Annotated in this window: 19 protein-coding genes; 12 read left to right on the top strand and 7 right to left on the bottom strand. The window is 44.9% G+C overall.

Annotated features, from left to right (window positions below):
- Positions 1-292: 292 nt before the first annotated feature.
- Positions 293-1,432 carry a 6-phosphofructokinase gene (locus tag V3V99_04625; GenBank protein MEE9441932.1) on the bottom strand — a complete coding sequence of 380 codons (1,140 nt, stop codon included), beginning with the start codon at positions 1,430-1,432 and terminating at the stop codon, positions 293-295.
- 277 nt (positions 1,433-1,709) lie between these two features.
- Between V3V99_04625 and glgP the strand changes: the two genes are divergently transcribed.
- The 8 genes from glgP (at position 1,710) to V3V99_04665 (ending at position 11,317) form a co-directional block, all read left to right on the top strand.
- Positions 1,710-4,286, top strand: coding sequence for an alpha-glucan family phosphorylase (gene glgP, locus V3V99_04630; GenBank protein ID MEE9441933.1), 2,577 nt, complete (start codon positions 1,710-1,712; stop codon positions 4,284-4,286).
- Between the two features lie 223 nt (positions 4,287-4,509).
- Positions 4,510-6,777, top strand: coding sequence for a M6 family metalloprotease domain-containing protein (locus V3V99_04635; protein ID MEE9441934.1), 2,268 nt, complete (start codon positions 4,510-4,512; stop codon positions 6,775-6,777).
- Positions 6,778-6,942: 165 nt separating this feature from the next.
- Positions 6,943-9,012, top strand: a complete 2,070-nt coding sequence (locus V3V99_04640; protein ID MEE9441935.1) for a dockerin type I domain-containing protein — start codon at positions 6,943-6,945, stop codon at positions 9,010-9,012.
- 318 nt (positions 9,013-9,330) lie between these two features.
- On the top strand, positions 9,331-9,747 hold the full coding sequence (locus tag V3V99_04645) for an OsmC family protein (protein MEE9441936.1): 417 nt from the start codon (positions 9,331-9,333) through the stop codon (positions 9,745-9,747).
- A 2-nt stretch (positions 9,748-9,749) separates the two neighbouring features.
- A complete protein-coding gene (locus V3V99_04650) occupies positions 9,750-10,142 on the top strand; it encodes a DUF302 domain-containing protein (protein MEE9441937.1) in 393 nt (130 codons plus the stop codon).
- A 5-nt stretch (positions 10,143-10,147) separates the two neighbouring features.
- Complete coding sequence (locus tag V3V99_04655) at positions 10,148-10,357, top strand: zinc ribbon domain-containing protein (GenBank protein MEE9441938.1); 210 nt, start codon at positions 10,148-10,150, stop codon at positions 10,355-10,357.
- 41 nt (positions 10,358-10,398) lie between these two features.
- Entirely contained in the window at positions 10,399-10,533 is a 135-nt protein-coding gene (locus tag V3V99_04660; GenBank protein MEE9441939.1) for a hypothetical protein, read from the top strand.
- 148 nt (positions 10,534-10,681) lie between these two features.
- Entirely contained in the window at positions 10,682-11,317 is a 636-nt protein-coding gene (locus tag V3V99_04665) for a hypothetical protein (GenBank protein ID MEE9441940.1), read from the top strand.
- Here V3V99_04665 and V3V99_04670 read toward each other — a convergent pair.
- The 5 genes from V3V99_04670 to lptC form a co-directional block, all read right to left on the bottom strand.
- Entirely contained in the window at positions 11,307-13,499 is a 2,193-nt protein-coding gene (locus V3V99_04670) for a UvrD-helicase domain-containing protein (protein ID MEE9441941.1), read from the bottom strand. The two genes, V3V99_04665 and V3V99_04670, sit on opposite strands and share 11 nt — an antisense overlap.
- A 38-nt stretch (positions 13,500-13,537) precedes the next feature.
- A complete protein-coding gene (hemW, locus tag V3V99_04675; protein ID MEE9441942.1) occupies positions 13,538-14,791 on the bottom strand; it encodes a radical SAM family heme chaperone HemW in 1,254 nt (417 codons plus the stop codon).
- A complete protein-coding gene (gene lepB / locus V3V99_04680; protein MEE9441943.1) occupies positions 14,706-15,491 on the bottom strand; it encodes a signal peptidase I in 786 nt (261 codons plus the stop codon). The genes hemW and lepB overlap by 86 nt, the downstream gene beginning before the upstream one ends.
- A gap of 100 nt (positions 15,492-15,591) precedes the next feature.
- The gene (locus tag V3V99_04685; GenBank protein ID MEE9441944.1) at positions 15,592-16,374 is read right to left on the bottom strand and encodes a hypothetical protein; all 783 of its coding nucleotides are present in this window, start codon (positions 16,372-16,374) and stop codon (positions 15,592-15,594) included.
- Complete coding sequence (gene lptC / locus V3V99_04690) at positions 16,361-16,939, bottom strand: LPS export ABC transporter periplasmic protein LptC (GenBank protein ID MEE9441945.1); 579 nt, start codon at positions 16,937-16,939, stop codon at positions 16,361-16,363. The genes V3V99_04685 and lptC overlap by 14 nt, the downstream gene beginning before the upstream one ends.
- 765 nt (positions 16,940-17,704) lie before the next feature.
- Between lptC and V3V99_04695 the strand changes: the two genes are divergently transcribed.
- A complete protein-coding gene (locus V3V99_04695) occupies positions 17,705-18,721 on the top strand; it encodes a toll/interleukin-1 receptor domain-containing protein (GenBank protein MEE9441946.1) in 1,017 nt (338 codons plus the stop codon).
- Between the two features lie 149 nt (positions 18,722-18,870).
- On the opposite strand, the gene V3V99_04700 is transcribed toward V3V99_04695, so the two are convergent.
- Entirely contained in the window at positions 18,871-19,305 is a 435-nt protein-coding gene (locus tag V3V99_04700; protein ID MEE9441947.1) for a GNAT family N-acetyltransferase, read from the bottom strand.
- A gap of 625 nt (positions 19,306-19,930) precedes the next feature.
- On the opposite strand from V3V99_04700, the gene yihA reads away from it, so the two are divergent.
- The 3 genes from yihA to V3V99_04715 all read left to right on the top strand — a co-directional run bounded on the left by yihA (position 19,931) and on the right by V3V99_04715 (position 24,724).
- Positions 19,931-20,524, top strand: coding sequence for a ribosome biogenesis GTP-binding protein YihA/YsxC (gene yihA / locus V3V99_04705; GenBank protein ID MEE9441948.1), 594 nt, complete (start codon positions 19,931-19,933; stop codon positions 20,522-20,524).
- Entirely contained in the window at positions 20,500-21,801 is a 1,302-nt protein-coding gene (locus tag V3V99_04710) for an adenylosuccinate synthase (GenBank protein MEE9441949.1), read from the top strand. Before yihA ends, V3V99_04710 begins: the two co-directional genes overlap by 25 nt.
- Before the next feature lie 196 nt (positions 21,802-21,997).
- Positions 21,998-24,724, top strand: coding sequence for a pitrilysin family protein (locus V3V99_04715; protein ID MEE9441950.1), 2,727 nt, complete (start codon positions 21,998-22,000; stop codon positions 24,722-24,724).
- The last annotated feature ends 69 nt before the right edge of the window (positions 24,725-24,793 follow it).

Genomic DNA, 24,793 nt, shown 5'->3' on the forward strand with positions numbered 1-24,793 from the left:
ATGCCTCAAGCGCAACTCGGAACTTAAATTCGGCGGAAAAACTTCGTCGCTTTCTCATACTTAAGCTCCTCATAATAATGTCTCATTTCCACCTTAACACATTGTCCAAAATCCTGCAACCACCTCTCACTTTCCAATTGTATCGAAATTTTCACACATAAGATATCCCCGTTATTTTTTAAAAATAATAGATAAAGATACCCTTTGTCACAATCACATATTTAACAAAGATTATGAAAAATAGAAAGTAAAATATTTGTGCTATGCCATTATGAGCATAAGCCGAATTGCCCTACGCAACAACCTCAAACTCTTCCCGCATCTTTTCTAATTTCTCGCGGCTGACGCCTAACGAAACGCTCGTCGATAGCGAGTTGTGGATAAGATAATGATCGAAAGGTACTTTACGGACTTTTCCGGCTACATCGGTCAGAGGAACCGTTGTCAAATTGGAGCCCCGCAGAGCAACCAGTTTGCCGAATTGTCCTTCATTAACGAGCCTGACCGCTTCGCAACCGTAACGGGTTCCCAAAAGCCTGTCGAATGGCGAAGGCGATCCACCCCGGACAAGGTGCCCCAGAATCGTGACACGGGATTCCAGGCGGGTCAGGCCTTCAATCTGGCTGGCGAGTTGATTGGACACGCCTCCGAGCCTGATGGCGTCGGGCGATGTTTCTATCGTTCGGCTGACGACCATCTCGCCGCCTTCCATTTTAGCGCCTTCCCCGATAACGATAATTGAAAAGTTTTTTCCGAGGCGATTGCGTTCTTTGAGTTTGTCGCAGATATTTTCCAAATCATACGGTATTTCCGGAATCAAAATAATATCGCCGCCGCCGGCCAGACCGGAAGCCAACGCCAGCCACCCAGCGTAACGCCCCATGACCTCGACAACCATCACCCGATGATGCGACTGCGCCGTGGTATGAATTTTATCGATTGCCTCGGTCGCGGTTATCATGGCCGAATCAAATCCGAACGTCTGGTCGGTGCCGTATATATCATTGTCTATCGTTTTGGGAACGCCCACGACGTCGAGACCCAATTTTGATAGACTCGCCGCCGCCGTCATGGTGCCGTCACCGCCGATGACAATCAGCGCGTCCAGTCCCAGTTTTTCGTAATTATTGGCCAGTTCCGAGGAGCGATCGAGATAGACATAATCATCTTTTTGAGGAATAGGAAAGTTAAACGGATCGGCCCGATTGGAAGTTCCCAGTATCGTCCCGCCCTGAGCCAGAATCCCGACCACCGAACTCCGATCCATGGTAATATATTTATCGAGGATAATCCCCTCATAACCATCCTTAAACCCGATGACGGACATATTGTAATTATTTATCGCCGTTTTTACGATAGCTCGAATAACAGCGTTAAGACCGGGACAATCGCCGCCTCCGGTCAGGATTCCAATCCGTGCGCCTTTAGTCATAATAAAAAATACTCCTGTTATTAATACGTTGCCTCAACATTATATTTTTCGGTCGATTATGGCAATTAAATTAATTGATTGTGCTTGTAAATTCATCCGTCGGCTCGTAATATTTATACTTGTTTTCCAAAATACGGCCGACTAAAGGAAAATAAGGAAAAATTGCCGGTTTGCCGATATATAATAGGATGAAGGGATTCTGTGGGAAACACTCAAGGGGCTTGGTTATTCGCGCTGGAATTCCGAAACGAATTTAAAAATATTTGGTGAAAGTCTTATGAAAATAAAACCCATTTTGGTATTGCCGTCTTTACCCAACAAAATATCTCGACTTCTGGAGCTGTCGCAAAACGTATGGTACGCCTGGTCGCCTAATCTGGTTCGTTTATTCAGGCGTCTCGATCCCGACTGCTGGGCCGATTGCAATCAAAACCCGGTGCAGATGCTGGCTCATGTTTCCCAGGAAAAACTGCGCGAAGCCGCCGAAGACGAATCGTTCGTGGCGCATCTAGAGCGCGTTTACGGCGAATTCAACAGTTACATGGCTCAAAAGAAATGGTTCGAGACCCGTTATCCCGCCTGTAAGGAAGCTCACATTGCTTATTTCTCCTGCGAATACGGACTCGATGTTTCTCTGCCGATATATTCCGGAGGTCTCGGAGTCCTTTCCGGCGATCATTTAAAATCGGCGTCCGATCTGGGCGTGCCAATAGTCGCTGTGGGATTGTTGTATCGATATGGTTATTTTAAGCAATCGCTCAACGCCGATGGCTGGCAAAACGAATCGTATATCGAAAATGACTGGTATAATATGCCGGTTACTCTGGAAAAGGATGACGAAGGCAATCCGATAAAAATACAGGTTGAGATTGGCGACTCGCCGGTTTATGCTCAAATCTGGCGAGTACAGGTGGGGCGGGTACCCTTGTATCTGCTCGACGCTAATATTCCGGAAAATCCGACTTTTCACCGAGAAATTACTTTCCAGCTTTATAGCGGAGATAAAGATGTTCGTATCCGTCAGGAAATTCTTTTGGGCATCGGAGGTATTCGAGCTCTCGAAGCTCTTGGATACACGCCCAGCGCCTATCATCTCAATGAAGGCCATTCTATGTTTTTATGCCTCGAACGGGTTCGCCAATTGATGGATAAGGAAAAGCTAACATACGATGAAGCCTTCGATGTAGTCTGGTCGACTAATATTTTCACGACCCATACGCCGGTTCCGGCCGGTAATGAGCAATTTGACATAAAGCTGATAGAAAAATACCTGAAACAGATGGCCGTTAAACTCGGCCTGCCTTTCGAAGAACTTCTTGATCTGGGGCGCATACATGCTGGAAATCCAAAAGAGTCGTTTTCCATGACCATCGGCGCCTTACACATGTCAGCTTTCGCTAATGGCGTTTCCAAACTGCATGGAAAAATCTCGCGCGGAATGTGGAAAGACGTTTGGAACGGTTTTCCCGTCAATGACGTTCCGATTACGTCGATTACCAACGGCGTTCATACTTATAGCTGGATCGCCCGCAATATGGGTGAGCTGTACCGCACTTATCTGGGGCCAAGATATATCGAACAGCCCGAAGATTCCGCCTGCTGGGATAATGTCAATCGCATTCCCGACGGCGAGCTATGGAGATCCCACCATCACAATAAAGAAAAACTCGTTTTCCTGACTCGTATGCGACTTAGAAAGCAGCTTGAGAATAAGGGCAAATCGCAGCATGAACTGAGACGTACCGAACAGATTCTCAATCCCCATGCTCTGACAGTTGGATTCGCTCGTCGATTCGCGACATACAAACGCGGATATATGATGTTTTCAGACCTTGAACGACTTCGTAGACTAATCGCCGACACAGATCGTCCGGTTCAATTTATTTTCGCGGGCAAAGCTCATCCCAAAGATAATCACGGTAAAGAAATCATTAAATCGGTAGTGCATATCGCTCAGCAGGACGAATTCCGCGATCATATTGTCTTTCTGGAAAATTACGATTTGGATCTAGCTTCACAATTGGTCAGCGGAGTTGATGTCTGGCTTAATACTCCCCGCCGGCCCCAGGAAGCATCGGGTACGTCCGGTATGAAAGCTGCCCTAAATGGAGCTATCAATCTGTCTATTCTTGACGGATGGTGGGAAGAAGGATATACGCCAAAGACTGGGTGGGCAATTGGAACCCCGATTGATTATTCTAATCCGGACGAGCAAGATTATATAGAATCTCAAGCTCTCTATGATATTTTAGAACGAGATGTCATTCCCTTATTCTACAACCGGCGAGATAATCGTGATACCACCAATTTTTCTCAAGATTGGGTTGATATGATGAAACATTCAATAATAATGGGCGGCAAAGATTTTTCATCGCATCGGATGGTCAAGGAATATACCGAAAAATTCTATATCCCCGCCGTTCAAGCCCATCAGGATCTGGTGTCGGATAATTATAAACAATCCCATTCAATTACCGAATGGCGTCAGAGAGTCTCTCGTGATTGGAGTAAAGTAAGCGTCGATAGCATCGAGCTGCCTAATACCAATAGTTCTTCAAAAGTCGGGCAGACTATGCTCGTTAATATTCGGATCTTTTTGGGTGATCTGTCTCCGGAAGACGTCAAAGTTGAAGTCGTACGCGGCAATCTTAATGCTCAGGACCAATTGCTCAACACCGAAAAATTCACGGCGACACTGGATCACAGCGAAAAGGACGGGCATCATGTTTTTCATGTCGATATGGTTCACACCAAATCGGGACGGATGGGTATCACGGCCAAGATTATCCCCAATAATAATCAGCACCTGATAAAACATCATCCCCGTTTGGTAGCCTGGCATGGAGGGAATTAAAGATCAACGCTTCATTTTCGTCCGGCATGCAACGATCAGAGGAAAACTAACATCTAAGTTATAACCGGACGATCAGGGTCGATTTTACGGGCTGCATCTTTTCTTCAACAATTGAGATCAATTTCTTGCGGAGATAATCACAAATAGCTTGGAAAAATTGATTTTGTGTATATATTGTGGTTGTCGAACCACAGATTTTTAATACTTACCGTAGGAACAACTGATGAGAAAACTATTTTGTCTTTCCGGATTGTTAACCCTCCTCATTTTAATTACTACCGCCGCGGCGCAGGATTATGGCAATGCCATTATCTATGATATGCCGCAGGAACAAATTGACAGGATATTTAAGATTCCACCGGGCTCAGAGCTAACTCCTGAAAAATTAAAATCAATTACCGATTATCGCTTTACCGGCGATAATGTCCGAATTCTGGCAATCCCCCTCGAATGGGATAGTAGGCCAAGAACAGTAACACGAGAAACTCTTGATAGCCTGCTCTTTTCCCGCAATGTATTCCCCGGAGGATCGGTCGCCGATTATTATTATGAAGTCTCATACGGTCGAGTGGAAGTAACCGGAGACGTCCTGGATTGGTACGAAGCGGAGAACTACACCGGAGAAAACTGGTTCGGGTTTAATGATGTTCTCTATGACTTGAACTCGGTCGTGGATTATTCGCAGTATGATGGCGACGATGACGGCGTAGTTGATGTGATTGTTTTCATTCGCGCCGGTACCGGACAGGAAGACACTCGTGATCCCGAAGACATTTGGTCTTTCGCTATTACCTATGGGGGTAATGGCTTGGGTCCCTTTGACGGTGTGCGCGTCAAGAAATGGAATACTTCGCCGGAATTATTTCCACTGCGCTGGCCTGAAAATCCAACTCTTTTTTCCGGTGAAAAAGTACTTAACAGTATTCGTGTTTTCTGTCATGAAATTGGCCATAGTATTGGACTGCCGGATTTGTATGATTATGACGACAAGTTGCTTGAATCATCATTTTATACACCCAACGACAACAACGATCACCCGCTTTATGACTGGTGCACGATGGGCTACGGAGGTTACGGCTTATTTTCGATTCGCTCGAGGAATCCTGCCCACCTTTGCGGATGGAGTAAAAAGGCGCTGGGTTGGATTGAACCGGTTGTGTTAATGGGAGAATATGAACAGGTGGTGATGAATCCAATCACCGTCAGTGGTCAGAACTCTCTTTTTATGGTGCCGATTAATCCTCTCGAAGGTGAATATTTTCTTCTCGAATATAGAAGCAATCATCCCGACGCCAAATTCGATGATACCGATTCTGATTTCAGTTGTTATTTCTGGCCGGATTTAACTTTTGGGGCCGACCCCAAGGATGAGGGACTTCTTATAACTCACGTTCACGATTCATTGCCGTCGGGCAGTTATCGAATGAATAACGGCACCCCGACTTATCCGCATTATACTGTTATTGTCGAAGACGCCGGATATAATCCGGCCATGGATTATACGAATAATCCCGATAGTCGAGTTTCCGACAGCGCGGAATGGTGGTATCCGTATGAATCCCGCAAGTCCGCTCTGTTCACTCCCGATGTTCCGGGTAAGATCGAATTTTCGCCGACAACAACCCCTTCCAGTGACGGTTATTATGACCCTACCGGTATCGTTATCAGGGTTGACTACATGGATGAGGATCAGCTTATCGCTTACGTTTATAATCCGTACATCGATAGCGATCTGGATGGAATGCAGGATCCCATTGATAATTGCCCCAATACCTTTAACCCCTATCAGGCCAATTGGGATGACGATGAGTTTGGAAATGCTTGTGATAATTGTCCCCAGGTAGATAATCCCGATCAAACCGATTCTGACCTGGACGGTACCGGAGACGAATGTGATATTTGTCCGGAATATGATGATAATATTGATGCCGATGCCGACGGCGCTCCCGATGGATGTGATATTTGCCCCGGATTTAATGATTTCGAGGACAACGACCACGACAACATTCCCGACAGTTGTGATAATTGCCCCCAGGTAGATAATCCCGATCAAACCGATACTGACCTGGACGGTACCGGAGATGATTGTGATAAATGCCCGGGATCTGATGATGAAATCGATGCCGATGCCGACGGCGCTCCCGATGGATGTGATATTTGCCCCGGATTTAATGATTTCGAGGACAATGACCATGATAACATTCCCGACAGTTGTGATAATTGCCCCGGAGTTTACAATCCGGATCAGGATGACTCCGACGGTGATAATATCGGCGATGTTTGTGATTATATTTGCGGCGACGCCAATGGCGATAGAGATACAAATGTCGGTGATGCCGTTTTTGTGATAAATTTTGTATTCAAAGGCGGACCTACTCCCATCCCGCTTGAGGGTGGGGACGCCAATTGCGATGGTAATACCGACGTCGGTGATGCTGTTTATGTTATAAATCATGTATTCAAAGACGGACCGGCGGCCTGCTGTCCTTAGTCCTTATCCAATAAACTTTTTTTTACCGGGCGTTTTTAACGCCCGGTATGACGCAAAAAAGGATTGCGTAATTAGCCTAAATCTGTTATTTTAATTCAGGCAAAGAAATAGCCGCGCCTTAAAATATAAATTGGCGTTGCCTTAATCTTGATCCGGGGGTGTGCCATGCAGAGACCTTATCTAATTCTGGCTTTAATGTTATCCTTAATATTATCCAATATAATTCAAGCCGAAAATGTGATCGAACATCAATATGTCGGCAGTACTTTATGGAATAATACTTATCGAATCGCGACGCAGGATAATTTGGCGTTTATGACAATGAAATATGGAATCACAATTTTGGATATCAGTGACCCGACGCGTCCTGAGTTTATCTCCAAAATTTTTACTACCGGTGAGCGCCGCACCAGTGCCTATGTTTTCCCAAACGGTGATTATTTATATTCGGCGGGGGCCGCCAATAGCATATATATATACGATATTTCCAATCCATATGAGCCAACCGAAGCCGGTGTTATCCCAACGGAAAGGCGCATTCTTGATTTTGCACGGGAGGGCAAATACTTGTATGTCTGCGGGGAATACCGTGAATTTTATATCTTTGATATTTCAGAGCCCGCGCAGCCTGTATTGGTATCCAATACCAGTCACTGCTGCGGAGGAAGAACCGTTGCGATATCGGTGTCTGGAAACACGGCCTGTTTGGCCAATTATGAGGATAAAAACTTGGAAATTATTGACATTACCAATCCGACTGCTCCGCAATCAAAATCAAGTTGTGAAATCTCTGCCCGTGACGTATTCATGGTTGGAAAATTGGCCTATTTGGCCACAGGAAGCAATGGGTTGATTATTCTTGATCTGACCGATCCCGCCCATCCCGTTGAAATTGGAAAATTCGATATATTCGATGAACATTTATGGGCCAGGAGAGTATATGTGAGCGGAAATTATGCTTATATCGTCCATGGCAATAGAGATGGCTATACGATTGTCGATATAAGTGATCCCACGAATCCATTTCTTGTCGTTCAAGAGACTAAAGATTTTTACGCGACTGATTTTTTGGTTAAAGATGATTTGCTTTTGATTACTGATAATGTTAAGGGGTTGAAAATTGTTGAAGCCTCCGCGCTCGAACAATTTAATATAATTGGGGAATATAAAACCAGTTCAGGAGTCCAAAAAATCGACATCCGCGATAATATGGCGTACGCTGCGACTGATGAAGGGCATTTTTATTGTGTTGATATCTCCGCGCCGGATAATCCGCTGGTAGTAGGGGAGGTCCTTTCCGACGGTATCCAAAAATACGGTAATGATGTATTAATTCACGGGGATTATGCCTATGTTTTACAGGGTTCCACTCTTGATATAATAGATGTATCAAATTCATCCGATCCAAATTTGATATCGAGCGTTAAATATGATTGGTTTGGATATAAGATGACAATATCGGACGATTTGCTTTATATCATAGCGGTGTTCAGCGGGATGCAGGTTATTGATATTTCCGACCCTCTTTCTCCGGTAGTAATTGGTGAATACTCTAATAACTCACATATACGTGGAATTGAAGTTACTGGCAGCATCGCCTATCTTGGAGAACAGCATGGCATGCACATCGTCGATATAGCCAATCCTTACAATCCCGTGAAAATCGGAATGTATGATAATCGGAATACCGATGTTAGAGGGATTAAGGTCGTGGGGGACCGGGCGTATATTACGCATCAGCACGCGAATCTTGAAATTCTCGATATATCCGACTATCAAAACATTCAAGTCGTGAGCACCATTGACGGAAACGGCAATGATGTTTCACGCGTTTTTCAAGTAGGTGATTATATTTTTGTCGGTGAAGAATATTCGGTCGATGTTTATGATATTTTTATTGAATCGGAACCCCTGGTTATATCTCAATTTTCAACTCTGGGCGGGGATATGGAGGATTTGGAAATAATTGGGAATTATCTGTATGGAGCCGCGAGCAGCGGATTTATAATTATGTCCGCCACGATTGATCAAGCCGAATATGGCGATGTGGATAATTCCGGTTCAATAAATGTCGGCGATGCGGTCTGTCTAATAAATTATATATTCAAAGACGGCTCGCCGCCCTCACCTGTTCGAGCCGGTGATTCCAATGGCGATAGACATATCGATGTAGGCGATGTCGTCTACCTGATAAATCATATTTTCAAGAATGGACCCCCACCAGTCGTGTACTAATGGGAGAGAAATAGATTTTATTTTGAAACCCGAATAATAGAATTTGAAATCCTTATTTGGTAAAAAAAAGGCGGGCTGCAGGGCTCGCCTTTCCTATAACTAAGGGTATTTAGACGTCTTAAAAAAACCTCAGTAATATATTCCTCACTGTATATTACGAGTATGAGACAAATTTGTTCGCTCTTTCATGCATTTTTTTTCATATTTCTTCATGTTTATCGTATTTTTTAACTGAAAAATCCACACGATGGCAAAAACCTTTGAATCTTTTTATTGTTATTCTTATCTAAAGGGTTAATTGATACTAAGGAGGTTGTCTTGAATATAGAAATGAACTGGCGGGGAGGATATAAATTCTCGGGGCAATCGATGTACGGCCACGAAATATCGACCGATGCCTCGAAAAAAATAGGGGGGGCCGAGGATGGATATCAGCCCCTGGAACTATTGATGTTTGGTTTGGCTGGGTGTACCGGAATCGATGTTGTCCTGATTGCCGGGAAAATGAAACAGGAAATTACAGATTTTAGGATTAAAATAGAAGCCGAACAACGTGAAGAAAGCCCGAGGGCGTTTATCAAAGCCCATATTGAATATATTTTCGAGGGGAAAAACCTCGATCGGAATAAATTGGAGAAGGCTATCAAGCTATCCGATGAAAAATATTGCAGCGCCTCAGCGACACTCAAAGGCGTAACCGAAATAACTCATAGTTGTATAATTAAGGGAGAATAATTATGAATCTGGAATATGAAGTAACAACCGATAAACCGTTTGACCAGGTCGTCAAAAGAGTTGAGGAGTTGACCGCCGAAAAAATGTTCCGAGTTTTGCACGTCCACGATGTCCGGGCGACCCTGGCCGAAAAAGGATTTGAAAGAGAACCTTTGAAAATAATCGAAATTTGCAACGCCAAATTCGCCCATGAGGCCCTGCAGAAAGAAATGAGCGTATCGCTGTTTATGCCCTGCAAAATTAATGTCTTTACCTCAGGCGGGAAAACGGTCGTAAAAGCAATACGCCCGGCTGCTATATCCGAATTTTTCCCGGAAGCCGGTTTGGATGATCTCGCAACCAGCGTAGACAAAACAATTACCGATATTGTTGATGGAGCCGTTAAAGGAGACTGATTTTCATGCCAATTTTCGAATATAAATGCAAAGATTGCGGCCACTGTTTTGAAGAGCTGGTTGGTGTAACCGAACCGGAAGGCTCGCCTTTGTGCCCGAAATGCGGATCGGAAAAATGCGAAAAACAATTTTCAGCTTTTGCCCTTAATTCATCAGGAAATTCAACCGCCAAAGCCGCTCCCGCTTGTGCCAATAACAACTGCGGATTTACCTGAAACGCTTAAAGAAAATTGCGCCGGTGGCGTAAATTTATATTATGAAAAAATCTAATCTACTGTTTTTAACAGTTGTTACCGTTGCCCTCTTAGCCGTTTATGGATTTAACGGCCAGTTTAATAAACCGGGCGATCAGTGGCGCGATATTTATCCACCGACCAAATGCTTGAGCTGATAGATAATTTGAATCAATATTCATCATATCGAACCATTTAATAAATAACGAGTACAATTTCTCCAAAGTCATTGCTGACACTAATAAAAAAATAGTTTCGCAACTCGATATATTTTCCTTATTTTTCCCCATTCGAAAGGACGGGACGATGAAAAATGACAGATACAGTCTTAGGCTTACAAAATTGTCACTGCTATTGATTGCTTCATTATTAATTATATCCTGCGGAAGTGATTCAGGTGATCCGAAAAAACTATCATCCGAGCAGACGGGGTTAGTCAGGAAATATCAGACTATGAAATTAGCCGGTATGGCCGGCGACGTCACCGCATTTCTATCAATGCGCGATTCGGTCACTAATGTTGAAATCGGCAACTATCAAAAAAACTGGGGCTGGACTATTGATTCGACCAAAGTTTCCAATTGGGCCACAAATTGGCCGGACGTCGCCGGCCTGCCAATATTTCAGGATACTACTGACGGGGAATGGCGGCGACTGGTTTTCGCTCATGAGCCGACAATCAATGAAAAGGGCGAGGAAGTTATTCTTTACTCCGTTATATTATGGCGCAAAAACAACGATGAGTGGAAAGTTTCCAACGCTACTCGAATGATGGGCCGGTTATATAATCCGGATGGAACGAAGGCAGTCCTGAATGAGTTTTCTTTTCATCGTCTTTTCAGGATTCCGCCCGTATTTGATGACTTGCATAAGATGCCGCCCGAAGAAGGAGCCGATTCCTTGAAAGTTAGAGAGAAACCGCAGGCCCGGCCTATTGACTGATAACGGTCAAATGAGCGTATTTAGCAATTAGTTTTATTGGGCCGAGCGAAGAAAAATCAACATCGACGCGCATATTTTCACCAGCGCCGTTTATTGATATAACGCGTCCCTGCCCGAATTTGGGGTGCTCGACAATGCATCCGGGACGAATCCCCTCGCCGTTTTCATATTCATAATAAACCCCTTCTGGTTTTTTCCTTGTTGGGGTTTTTATATTATTGACTGTCCGGGTCAGACCAAATTCATATTTATAAGAGCGGCGATCAATCGTATCGGTAATATTTTCCGGGATTTCCCGCAAAAACCGCGAAGGCATTGATTCTCTTCCCCCGAATCGATGGCGAAACCGAGCCGCCGTCAAAATCAATTGGTATCTGGCGCGAGTCGTTCCCACATAAAACAACCGCCGCTCTTCTTCAAGCATAGCCGGGTCATCGAAAGATCGGGCCAGGGGGAAAAGTCCATCTTCCAGGCCGGTGATAAAAACATTATCGTATTCCAGGCCCTTGGCATTATGCAGAGTCATCAAAGTTAGCTTTTCATCGGTATCCTGATAATTGTCGAGGTCGGTATAGAGTGTAATCTCGGCCAGAAAATTATCAAGAGTCGGCTCGGCGTTATGATGGAAAAATTCCGCCGCGGCGGCGATGAATTCATCGAGGTTCTCAAGTCTGTTTTCGCTGGTCACCGGATCACCATCAGCTAGCGCTTTATCCAATCCGGTTTCATCAATAATCCGCTGAATTAATTTATCAACCGGAAGACGATTAGAATCTTCAACGAATTTTCCAATCAATTCAGCGTATTTTTGAAATCCACTCCGGGCACGTCCGTTTAACGATTCAATTAACTGAGCCTGCCGCGACGCTTCCAGATGGGACAGATTATTTTCTCTCGCGTAATCAGATAACTTTTCCAGTGATGTCTGCCCCAGGGCTCGTTTGGGATAATTAACGACGCGAACAAAAGACGCCTCATCTTTTGCATTTGAAATCAGTTTTAGATAAGCGACAATATCTTTTATCTCCTTACGCTGATAAAAAGACATTCCGCCGATGATCTGGTAAGGGGTATTTTCCCGCCGCAATGCTTCTTCAAAAGCGCGAGATTGAGCATTGGTACGGTACAGGATTACTATGTCTCTAAGCGTTGTCTTCTCCCGCATGGCAAGACAGTGGTTTATCACCCAATCGGCCTCGTCTCCCTGGGATTCATGAAAACCGATAATTATTTTATCCCCGCCATCAATATCCGACCAGAGGATTTTGTCCTTGCGCGAAGTGTTATTTTTAATAACTGATGACGCCGAGTCTAAAATCAATTGTGTGCTTCGGTAATTCTGCTCCAGCTTGATAACGTCGGCGCCCGGATAATCATTTTCAAAATTTAGAATATTGGAGATGTCGGCTCCCCGCCAGCCGTAAATCGATTGATCCTCGTCGCCGACCACACAAATATTTTTATCCGGTCCGGTCAGGGTTTTCAAGAGCAGGTATTGAGCATGATTGGTATCCTGGTATTCATCCACCATGATGTATCGAAAACGGTTCTGCCATTTTTGGCTGACTTCCACATTTTCGCTTAGAATTCTGACCGTCATGACGATCAAATCATCAAAATCAAATGCGGCCGATTGGCGCAGCTTTTGCTCGTAAAGCATAAATACCCGGGCCACTTTCTCATCGTAATATCCGTCGGCTTCAGAAGCGAACATCTCGGCCGTATAAATGCTGTTTTTAGCATTGGATATTTTTCGCAGGACCGAGTCGGGTGTAAACTGCGACGTGCCGTTTAGTCCTAATTCGTTAATAGACCGCTTGATCAGAGATTTGCTGTCGTCGCTATCGAGAATAGTAAAGTTAGACGGATATCCCAGATGCTTTGCTTCCTGGCGGAGAAAGCGGGAACAAAATGAATGAAACGTCGAAACCCACATTCGGTCGATATCAAATCCCAGAAGCGATTCGATCCGCCCCTTCATCTCGCCCGCGGCTTTATTGGTAAATGTTACCGCCAAAACTTCCCACGGTTTCGCTTTCTGTTCGGAAATAATATAAGCCAGACGATGGGTAAGTACCCTGGTTTTGCCCGATCCGGCCACGGCCACGACCAGCAGAGGTCCTTCGGTTTTGGTCACAGCCGCAAGCTGGCGATCATTGAGATTGTCAAGCAGTCTGCTCATAGGGGGGATAATATAGAAAGTATCAGGACGGTTGGCAATCACTCATATAGTAACATCTCAATTATTTTATCGGCCAAAAGGAATCCGGAGTCGGTAAGGCACAGATGATTATCCTCAATTTCAAGATAGCCGTCGTTTATAAAAGGGGCGACGGTTTTTCCTTCCAGCAATTCCAGAGCCCATTCGCCATATTCTTGCAAAAGCAAACTCTTATCAATGCCTTTGGCTCTTCGCAGTGAAAGCATGACCGTTTCGGTAAAAATCTGTTCCCGGCTTAGGTTTTCGATTCCGGCGAAAGGAAATTGCCCCTCCTCAATCATCTCGATATACGTGTCAACCCCTGAAATATTATGATAGCGGTGATTGTCAATATACCCATGTGCGGCCGGACCGAGCCCGATATACGGCGATCCGTTCCAGTAAGAAATATTTTGACGGCACCGGAATTCTTTCGGCGCGAAGTTAGAGATTTCGTAGCGCGCGAATTTTTTATCCATCAATATATGCGAACCCAAACGATACATCTGAGCTTGTTGATCTTCATCGGGCAAAACCACTTTTCCCGAATTTGTTTTTTCCTCCAGAGCCGTTCCCGGTTCTACCGTCAATTGATAAAATGAAATATGGTTCGGTTGCAGGGCCAGCGCGCGGTCAATATCATGCCGCAATTTCTTCATCGTTTGGCCGGGAAGACCGAATATCAAATCGATTCCGATATTTTTAAATCCGGCCATGCGAGCATTATAAAACGCCTGATAAATACTTTTTGAATTTTGAAATCGCCCCAATTTCTTAAGAGATTTTTCATCAAACGACTGTACTCCGATTATTATTCGATTCGCCCCGGCTCGAAACGTTTTTTCCGCGAAAGTGGCGGTCAATGATTCGGGATTGGTTTCGATGCTGAATTCAAAACCGGACGAAAAAGTACAGAAAGCACTAACCAAAGATATCCATTTTTCAAAAAAATCGGTATCGACCAGCGACGGTGTTCCCCCTCCGATATAAATAGATGATATTTCCACCGGTTCTTGTTCAAAGGCCGATAAGACCAGTTCCGTTTCTCGGAGCAAAGCCAAATAATATCGCTGCGCCAGTTCCTCCGAAAATTTAACCTTAAAAAAATCGCAATAATAGCAGAGATTATTACAGAAAGGAAAATGAACATAAAGGGCCAAAGGCCCGGGTTGCGGCCTGAATATTGAATTAATCGAGCGACCCGAGGCGGTCAGGGCGCAATCGGGTGGGGAAGGTTGTGAGGTTGTGCCAGATAATTTCGAAAGCTTCGCCAACGTACGGCGCTTTCCATTCCGGTGAGTTGGGATCGGGTGCATACGAGAAATATACGAAAATTGCCTTCCCCTTGATATAGCTTTTATCGAGACAACCCCAGAAACGACTGTCCTGGCTGTCGTCGCGATTATCGCCGAGAACAAAAATCTGGTTGGCCGGGACCATCATCGGCCCGAAATTATCACGGTTGGATAAAACCGATGGAAAAATTCTGTTATCGATATGTTTGGACAAAGATGGTATCGGCGCGACTTGACCGTCAACATAAAGAACCTTATCGATTATCTCAACTGTCTGCCCCTCAACGGCGGTGATTCTTTTGATAAAATCCTTGGAATCCTCAAACGGATTTTCAAACACAATAATATCGCCCGCCTGCGGAGGCGACCAGTTGTAGGCCAGTTTATTGACAAAAATATAATCGCCTTCGGTCAGAGAATCTTCCATCGAACCGGACGAGACGCGATAAGCCGAAACCACAAAGAGTCTCAGAATCATTGCCGCCAGAAGTGCGATGACTATTGTCTCGCCGTACTGCCGCCAGATCGGTTTTTCGGTTTTGGTCTTTTTGCTTACCCGCTGAAGGGCGACTTCCTGCCGCGGCGTAAACTCACCGGTTTCATAACCGGCATTGTACCCGGTTTCGGCGCCAGTATCGAAACCGGAATTGTTCCCATACTGTGTTTCATTATAATCCATACATCAATGTTATCGGAAAGTGAGTTCTAAAGCTTAGGGTTATAACGATTTATTTAAACTAAAAAAGCCGCCCGCAGGCGGCTCATCGAACAATTGATAGCTACTTCTTATTCCAGTCTTTTTCCAGTTTTCTCAGCGCCGAGAAGCGGAGCAGAATATCTTTTTTCTCGCCTTCAAGAGTGTCGATATATTCCTGTAATTTTTCCGGCGTCAAATTAAGTTCGTTGCGATCATCTTCAGTTAGATTATTGATGCGCTCAATTTCTTCCATTAATTCTTTATACCGAATCTCATCGGCGGCATGATTTCCGGGAAACCATTGACTTTGATTTAGATCCCGAATGATGTTTTGTCTCGTGACCATTCCCGCTCCGGGGATTTGGTAATGCGTTCCGCGAGCCGAATAAATTTCCCAGACAACTCCGCGTTTGCCGAATTTTGGAATAATGCCAAAATAAACGAGCCTCAATGAATCAGTTGTGATGCTATGCCGCTTTTTGACCTTGACGATAACCGAATCGGGATCGTAATGATGATAGCTGAACTTGCCATTATGCATCTCGTAATAAGGCGGCGACATCTTTTCAATTGACAATAGAGCCGTTTTCCCCGTTTTCTTATTGACTTCAATCTCGGCCTGAAAAAAACCATCCTTCAGGAAATACAAAAGATAGAAATTGTCTCTGCGCATTGATTTCGAATGAACCGGAAGGATGATAATCGTATCATAATCGACGCGGTAATGATAGGACTGGTCGGTTAGTTTCCTGATATCTTCTTTGCCGATCTCAATCGCTTTATCGCGCGACACATCCGCTACTACAGCCGTTCCCGAGATGCCCAGCGCGATAATACAAAAAAATATTAATTTAGCGATTTTCATCTTTCACCTTTTCTACATCGGTCAATCGTCCGCTCGCTTTCTTGAATGAAATATTTTTGAGCTGAGGGTCCGACTGCATCCCCTCTCTGCTTGTCAAAGTATCGCCTCCCGGTCGGATAATGGTTACAAAACTATCGGTAACGACCGAATCTTTTTGGCCGTCCCATTCGAGATATTCCGTCAGGAGAGTTACCGAATCCTCGCCGATAAGCACAACCTCGCCATTGACTGCCATAAAATTATCATCCTGGCGAATATAGCCCCATTTCGAGGTCAAAGTCGATAGTCGCTGCCCCAGAGAATCATAAAAATCAGCATGCAGGTTTATCGCGATCATTGAGTCGCGCTGAGTAAACTGCTGAATTTCATCAGCCAGCAAATCGGTTGTTTTATACCCTTTCTTGTAAAGATAAATATGGGCATTGGTCGTCACCTGGTCGGGTTGGATAGAATCGGTCAGAGTAATGGCGGAATGAGGCGGACGGATAGATTCTTCCCCACAGGCCATCATTAAACAACTATATAAAATCATGGAGAAGAAGATAATTTTGTCTGAAAACTTCACGTCACTACCTCATTTATATCTATCGACAAAATAAACGGCCATATTCATCGACGCTCCAATATGTTTTACACTCGACTCCGCCGGAAGATATGTTAATCTCGCAAAAATATCAACCGCAGTACATCCGAAAATTGCGGAGATGTCAATGGCTTTTCCCACAGTGAGGCTGTGGAGCCAATGACATTCTATCGTTTAAAGTTATCCACATTAGTTTTTGCGAAAATTCCTTGTAATTTATTGTTTTGTTTTGGGTTGCGGAGAATTGGGTTCGTTTTGTCCTTTTTCGCAGGCGAAGGCCTGTTTTTGGCTGTCGCGTGGTTGATCTGCCGTCGGTTCACCGCTTCGCTAAGGAACCGACGGAACAGTGAGCAACTTCTAAAATGGGTTTGTTTCCTCAGATTAACGTTTTGGGTCATATCAAATCGGTGGTGATTACTAAAGCATTCATATTTTTCCTGTAGGAGTCGCTCGCGAGCGACCCTGAAAACAGGCGTCGCCTGTTCCCCTACCAGGCTTTTGCCGGCCAGGCTTTTGCCTGTCTTGAGAGGGGTATCCCGCAAAGCGGGATGGGGTGTGTTCCCTTTCTTCATACAAAATGGGAGATGTTAGTAATTAATGGCAAATTTTGTAAAAATTGGGAAAGTCAATAAAGTGATTGCCATTATCATATACTTATGGTATTATGAATATAATTGTGGGCAATTGAGTTATCTATTGAGTCGCTATTGAACTTTTCGGTGAAAGATTTAATACCAGGCATGACCGATGGAAGAATATTCGTTCCCTTATAGCGTAGAGGAGGTTGTTAATACTCTGATTGAGGTGTTTGAGAGGCAGAAAACTGGTGATGTAGCTAACCTTTTGCGATCCGCTCATGCAAGTATAGAGTACAGTAACTATGATAATTGGGATGGTGGAACACATTATTACTCACTCATTTTGGAGATACAAATTGCGCTTTTCAGCGAAATTGAACCAAAAATCCCTGAGATTAAGAAGACGATCGAAAAAAAGATCGAAACCATATTTCGTTCGAAAAGCAATCAATATATAACTGAAGTCCTAATCGCTCCTCAGTTAGTGCAAAATTCAACGTCTATTACCACGCCTTTGACTGACAAGGAATCAAATCGCTTGTGGATACCGGGATACTTACGCCTTTTTCTCAGCCACGTAGCTACTCACAAGGAAAACGTTGGAGCCCTGAAAGACGAGCTTCAATTCTATGGCATATCTTCTTTCGTCGCACACGAAGACATTGAACCGAATGCCATATGGCAAAATGAGATACAGAAAGCACTTATATCTATGAATGCAATGGCTGCTCTCCTTACGGAGGAATTCCACGAAAGCAAATGGACTGATCAAGAAATAGGATTCGCGCTTGGCAGGCGGATATTAGTTATTCCAGTCCGTCTTGGTCTTAACCCATATGGCTTCATTGGCAACCATCAAGGCCTTGCCGGTAACTTGCTGAAGCCATCGATTCTCGCATCAAATTTGGTTGACGTACTTCTGAAACAAGTATCAACTACATCCATAATGCAAGAATCACTTGTTGTGGGATTAGAAGAGTCACATTCTTTTGCTGCGTCAAAGGCTGTATCAAAAAAGATGACTGGTATTGGTGATTTCACTAATGAGCAACTCAATCGAATGGAGGCGGCCTGCAACAATAATAATCAAGTCGAAAAGGCTTTCGGCGTACCCGATAGGATTAATGGAATCATTCGTAAATATAAACCAAATGAAGATTTTGAAGATGATGATTTGCCCTTCTAATATAAATTTCTTGCTAAAAGCTTTCTAACAGTTAGTAGGGCGGCATCCCTGTGATGCCGCCATTATCATAATTATCCCGCTTCGCGGGATTGTCGGGAGCACAGGGCTCCCGACCTACTGTTTTAAACTGCGAGGTAATTCCTAACAGCTCACTCCAAATTCATTCCCGGCATTTTTACAAAGCAGTTTAATACAGTTTTTTTCAATGATTTTGTACTGGTATAGCCGACGGATTCATAAAAAAGTTTTTGTTTTTCATCATCATCGGTGAGAAGAACATGCGCCCTGACATGTTCGAATCTCTTCAAACATCGATTAAGAAGTTCACGGCCAATCCCGCGATGCTGAAAGGCCGGATCAACAAGAATATCCTGGAGGTAGTGGATAGCGCTGTCGTCAGACAGACAGCGCGCCAGGCCGATAAGCTTATCATTCTCGGTGCAGATAACTACATGGGTAGAATTTTTTATGGCCTTAATGAGATTATCCGGTTCTTTTGTATAGGTGGTCCAATTGACTGAATTATACAATCTGAGAATATCATCTTTTGAGATATCCTTGATGCCCTCGGTATATTTTAGCATATTTTCCTCCGGCGTTAAAACAAATTTTCGAATACAAGGAAGGAACCCTCGGGGCTCCAGCCAATCGCACAGGACGCTATAAAGATGTGAATTTTTGGCTGAAGCCCGTTGGGCTTCATCCCCGCAAAACTGTCGACGCCTGCACACTGGTTACGATGAGCAATAGCGAAGAGGCAAGTTCAATTCCCTTGCACCAATTTTGGCACAATTTGATCACAGCGCAAAGTACTCTAGTGTTATGTCAAGTCCGTCCCAGTACAGATGAATTTATGTTTAAATTGGGTGATGGTCGAGGAGGTTGCTGCAAACCTAATACACTTTCATGCATTGCCAATAGACAACCAAAGAAATTCTACGATTAGTTAAATAGTTCATTCAATTATACTCCTGAAGAGTCTTGTCCTTTCAAATATATCTGCCCTCAAAAAAACAAAAAATATCCAAGCACCATTTGCTATTCAAAACAACACCTGGATGAAAATATTTTCCAGCCGGGGTGGCGGAGGCGGGTTGCGCGGGGTCTAAACTTATACCAAAAAACCAAATAAAACGCTTGCTTCGGGGCTTTCTGAGTGATACCTTAATGCGGCTTCAAGAGACGTAATTTTCCGGAGGTGACCTTCCCGTGGCCAGTGGTCTGCTCGCCGCTAATTTTATAGCCTCATATTATGATAACAGGAAAATTCCATCTGATACTCGCAAAGCGGTCGCCATCGCCGGACGCTCCAACGTTGGCAAATCAGCCCTGATAAATCAGATCACTCAGGGCAAAAAAATCGCCAAAGTCTCATCCACCCCCGGAAAAACCCAGGCGCTCAATTTCTTTCTGGTCGAAGACAAATTCTACCTGGTCGATCTGCCCGGTTACGGATTCGCCAAAGTACCACTCAAAGTCAAAAAATCATGGGGACAACTGGTCGAAGGCTATCTGACGACCAACGAAAACCTGAAAGGGCTGGTCCTGCTTCTCGATTGCCGCCGCGATATCCAGCCCGACGATATGACGTTACTGGAGTGGATCATAAATCGTCAGTTGCCGTTTGTCGTTGTTATGACTAAAACCGACAAGCTCAAACGAAGCCAGCTTAATTTAGCCATTAGCAAATTGAAGAGAATTTTGTACGGCGATGAAAGCGAGGGAAATTTAATTCCGTTTTCCGCCAAAAACAATACTGGGAGAAAAGAGGTTTTACAATGGATACGCAGGGCGGTCGCATAGAGAGAAAAAACCGCGTCGTAGTCGGCTCACAGTGGGGCGATGAAGGTAAAGGCAAAGTTGTTGATTTACTTTCCCGAGAAGCCGATATGGTTGCCCGCTTTCAGGGCGGCAACAACGCCGGTCACACGATTGTCGTTGAAGGTCAAAAATATATTTTGCACCTGATTCCGTCGGGTATAATCCATCCCGGAAAAGTTTGCCTGATTGGCAACGGTGTCGTCCTCGATCCTTTTGTCTTTATCGAAGAATTGGATACGCTGAAAAAAGCCGGAATCGATTATACCGACCGTATATTTATCTCTGCCGCTACTAATCTGATTATGCCGTATCACCTCGCTCTGGACGGATTTGAAGAAGGTCAGCGGGGCAAAAAGGGTATCGGTACGACCGGACGCGGCATCGGTCCTGCTTATCAGGATAAAGTCGAACGGACTGGTATCAGACTGGCCGATTTGTTCGACGATAATAGGCTGCGTGACAAAATCGAAACCCATTGCCGTAATAAAAAATATATGCTCGACCAACTCCCCCCGGAAAAACAAGTTGACTGTGAAAAACTAATGGGCGAATTGATTGCCGTGCGTCCGATTTTCAAATCGATGATGACCGATACGTCCCTGATGCTGCATGAAGGGCATCAGAGCGGAGCCGTGATTTTGTTTGAGGGCGCTCAGGGAGCGATGCTCGATGTTGATCTGGGAACTTATCCATATTGCACGTCATCGAATACGACCGTCGGCGGAGCTTTGACCGGACTGGGGATCGGCCCGGGGATGATTGATGAAGTCGTTGGTATCGTCAAGGCCTACACCACCCGCGTCGGGGGAGGACCGTTCCCGACCGAACTGGATAATTCAATCGGAGAAAAGCTGCGTAAACATGGCGGAGAATTCGGAGCTACTACCGGCCGCCCGCGGCGAACGGGATGGCTCGATTTGGTTCAGCTCAAACACGCCTGCCGCATAAACGGCATCGACAAAATCGCGATAACTAAACTCGACGTCCTTGATCATTTCGATGAAATCAATGTTTGCACCGTTTATGAACTCGACGGTGAGATAATCGAAAATATCCCGACCGATATGCGCCGCATCGCCGATGTCAAACCGATTTACAAGACTTTTGACGGCTGGCAAAAATCAACTCAGGGAGTGACTTCATACACCGAACTGCCTCAGAAGGCTCGCGAGTACGTCGGTTTCATCTGCCGGGAACTTAATGTAGAACTGTTGCTCCTCTCCACCGGCCCCGCAAGAGAGCAGACGGTACTGGTGTGAGATTTTACAATTGGGATTAATTGAGTGCGATTTATCCGAAGGGATAACTATTCATTTCCCTTCTCCCACATGCAACAATTACACTTCGTTTTTCGTTTAATATTTAGCGGCAAGAGGGGCTAAATTTTTGTATATTCTACACTATTATGACTATACGTTTCACTCAAAATAAATATCAATCAGAAAGGGATTTATTATGAGGAGTTACCGCGTAGTCGCGGTCGTCTGTGTGGCGATGGCGGCTTTTTTTGTATCATCGATTTTAGCCGATGACCTGCCCGAGCTGAAATTTGAAAAATACACCCTGCCTAACGGGTTGGATGTGATCCTGTATGAAGATCATACCATACCGATGGTAACGGTCAATGTTTACTATCATGTCGGTTCGAAAAACGAGGTCCGGGGAAGAACCGGGTTTGCTCATTTATTTGAGCATTTGATGTTTCAGGGTTCGGAACATCATGACGTCTTGTTTGCCGAAGATATTGCTGTCTTTGGTGGAATCAATAACGGGGGAACCAATTCCGATGGAACCCGCTACTGGGAAACTATGCCCAGCAATTATCTGAAAAAATCTCTCTGGCTGGAAGCCGACCGAATGGGATACCTTTTGCCGGCCATGACCCAGGAGCGCCTTGACAATCAGCGCAGCGTGGTCATCAATGAAAAACGTCAAAACTACGATGAAGCGCCTTATGGCCAAGTGCGTGTACTACTCCGTGAAATGCTCTATCCGCCGCATCATCCTTATAGCTGGATTACGATAGGATACACTGAGGATTTGGAAGCGGCTACAATGGACGATGTCTCAGGATTTTTCAAAACCTGGTATGCGCCCAATAATGCTTCGCTTTGCATTGCGGGTGATTTTGATCCTGCCCAGGCTAAGAAATGGGTAGATGAATATTTCGGACCGATTCCTTCGGGGCCCAAAGTGAAGCGAAATCATAACTGGGTGCCGGTTTTGACCTCTGAAAAGCGGGCTTCGTACGAGGATAATGTGGAACTGGCACGCGTTCACATGGTCTGGCATACTCCTCCGTATTACGCGCCGGGCGATGCCGAATTTGATTTATTGGCCAGTATTCTCACCGATGGAAAGACTTCGCGCCTTTATAAATCTCTCGTTTACGATAAGCAAATTGCTCAGGATGTCGCCGCCTTTCAATCATCGCGTGAAATCGGCAGTCATTTCCAAATTCAGGCGACCGCCAAACCGGGTGTATCTCTTGAAGAAATCGAGCAGGAAATTAACAATATCTTAAATGATATCATGACCAACGGCATCACTCCCGAAGAATTTGAACTGGCCCGCATCAATTGGGAATCCGGATTCATACGCCAGCTCGATAATATAAGTGGCTTTGGCGGCATGGCCGATAGAATGAACGCCTACAATATATTCCTTGGCGAGCCGGATATTTTCAACTGGGATAAAGCTCGATATGAAAACGCAACTATTGATGACATTTTGAAATATATGAGAACATATATGCAGTCCGACAAAAGAGCTGTTCTTTCAGTTTATCCAAAAAGCCAGTTATCGGCATCTGAGTTAGCCATCGATATGGCAGTAAATCCTCCCGGAGCCGAAAAGCCGTCCTTCACGCCACCGACTATTCAGACCGCGACGCTATCTAACGGAATAGAATTATACCTGGTCGAAGATCATGATTTACCGCTGATTCAATGTAACCTGATTATTAATAGCGGTTATGATTGCGATCCTTCAGATCGACCGGGAGCTTCATCGCTGACCTCCGAACTTCTTAATGAAGGTACCAAAACCAGAAACGCTCTGGAAATCTCCGACGCTTTCCGCGCCCTCGGAGCCGATTTCGGAGTCGGCAGCGGCTGGGACAATACTTTCGTCAATCTAAATGTTCTGAAGAAGAACTTTGATGCGGCTTTGGATTTGACGGCCGACGTAGTCATCAATCCAACTTTCCCTCAGGAAGAACTCGATCGGCAGAAACAAATTTATTTGGGTCGCATTAAGCAGGAGGCAATGCAGCCGTTTACGACTTGCTACAAAGCGTTCAATCGCGAGCTGTACGGCGCGGATCATCCATACGGCCAACCGTACACCGGCACGGGTACCGAAGAGTCAATTACGGCTATCACTCGCTCTGATTTGGAGAATTATTACAAAAAATATTATCGGCCCAATAACACCGCCGCGGTAGTCGTAGGTAACATTACTCTGGATGAAGCCAAATCCTGGCTGGAAAAGGCATACAAGAATTGGAAGAAGGGTGATATTCCCAAAACTTCTTTGAAGCGTGTAGCGCCTCTGCCTGAGACAAAAATATGTATCATCGACAAACCGGGAGCGACTCAAAGCGTGATCTTTGCCGGCAACTTAATTGAAAGCCGCAAAGACCCCGAATATGTGCCTTCAACAGTCGTAACCAATATACTGGGCGGCGGCTCGACTGGACGATTATTCCTAAACCTTCGCCAGGATAAAGGATATACTTACGGGGCCTATTCGATCTTCTCCTCCCGTAAAGGCCAGGGAGCGTTCGCCTGCTACTCTCAGGTTCAGGGCGATAAGACGATCGAATCGCTTACCGAATTCATGAAGGAAATCCGAGGTATCCGAGGTGAGATTCCCATTACCGACAAGGAACTCACCGATAGCCGTAATAATTACGCCAACGGTTATCCGCGGGGCTTCCAAACCATCGGCGGTATCGCTGGCCAGCTCGGTACGCTGGTATCCTATGGCCTGCCGATGGATTATTGGAATACGTATATTGGCAAGATTAATGGTGTTGACATGAATAAAGCCAATGAACTGGCCCAAAAGAAAATTCACCCCGACGCGTTGCTTATAATTGTAGTCGGCGACCGGGAAAAGATCGAACCTGGCATCCGCGCTCTCAATCTGGGTGAGGTTATAATTTCAAGCGTCAATTAGGCGCTCTTAATCTATATTAACAATAATAGGCGAGGGCTTTTTTGCTCTCGCCTTTTTTTGTTGAAATGA

This window comes from Candidatus Zixiibacteriota bacterium (assembly GCA_036480375.1).
GTDB lineage: Bacteria > Zixibacteria > MSB-5A5 > GN15 > JAAZOE01 > JAZGGI01.

Bases quoted from the DNA above. Each gene is read 5' to 3' on its own strand.
- V3V99_04625 (MEE9441932.1), bottom strand. From the start codon at position 1,432: ATGACTAAAGGCGCACGGATTGGAATCCTGACCGGAGGCGGCGATTGT.
- glgP (MEE9441933.1), top strand. From the start codon at position 1,710: ATGAAAATAAAACCCATTTTGGTATTGCCGTCTTTACCCAACAAAATA.
- V3V99_04635 (MEE9441934.1), top strand. From the start codon at position 4,510: ATGAGAAAACTATTTTGTCTTTCCGGATTGTTAACCCTCCTCATTTTA.
- V3V99_04640 (MEE9441935.1), top strand. From the start codon at position 6,943: ATGCAGAGACCTTATCTAATTCTGGCTTTAATGTTATCCTTAATATTA.
- V3V99_04650 (MEE9441937.1), top strand. From the start codon at position 9,750: ATGAATCTGGAATATGAAGTAACAACCGATAAACCGTTTGACCAGGTC.
- V3V99_04655 (MEE9441938.1), top strand. From the start codon at position 10,148: ATGCCAATTTTCGAATATAAATGCAAAGATTGCGGCCACTGTTTTGAA.
- V3V99_04660 (MEE9441939.1), top strand. From the start codon at position 10,399: ATGAAAAAATCTAATCTACTGTTTTTAACAGTTGTTACCGTTGCCCTC.
- V3V99_04665 (MEE9441940.1), top strand. From the start codon at position 10,682: ATGAAAAATGACAGATACAGTCTTAGGCTTACAAAATTGTCACTGCTA.
- V3V99_04670 (MEE9441941.1), bottom strand. From the start codon at position 13,499: ATGAGCAGACTGCTTGACAATCTCAATGATCGCCAGCTTGCGGCTGTG.
- lepB (MEE9441943.1), bottom strand. From the start codon at position 15,491: ATGGATTATAATGAAACACAGTATGGGAACAATTCCGGTTTCGATACT.
- V3V99_04685 (MEE9441944.1), bottom strand. From the start codon at position 16,374: ATGAAAATCGCTAAATTAATATTTTTTTGTATTATCGCGCTGGGCATC.
- V3V99_04695 (MEE9441946.1), top strand. From the start codon at position 17,705: ATGGAAGAATATTCGTTCCCTTATAGCGTAGAGGAGGTTGTTAATACT.
- V3V99_04700 (MEE9441947.1), bottom strand. From the start codon at position 19,305: ATGCTAAAATATACCGAGGGCATCAAGGATATCTCAAAAGATGATATT.
- V3V99_04710 (MEE9441949.1), top strand. From the start codon at position 20,500: ATGGATACGCAGGGCGGTCGCATAGAGAGAAAAAACCGCGTCGTAGTC.
- V3V99_04715 (MEE9441950.1), top strand. From the start codon at position 21,998: ATGAGGAGTTACCGCGTAGTCGCGGTCGTCTGTGTGGCGATGGCGGCT.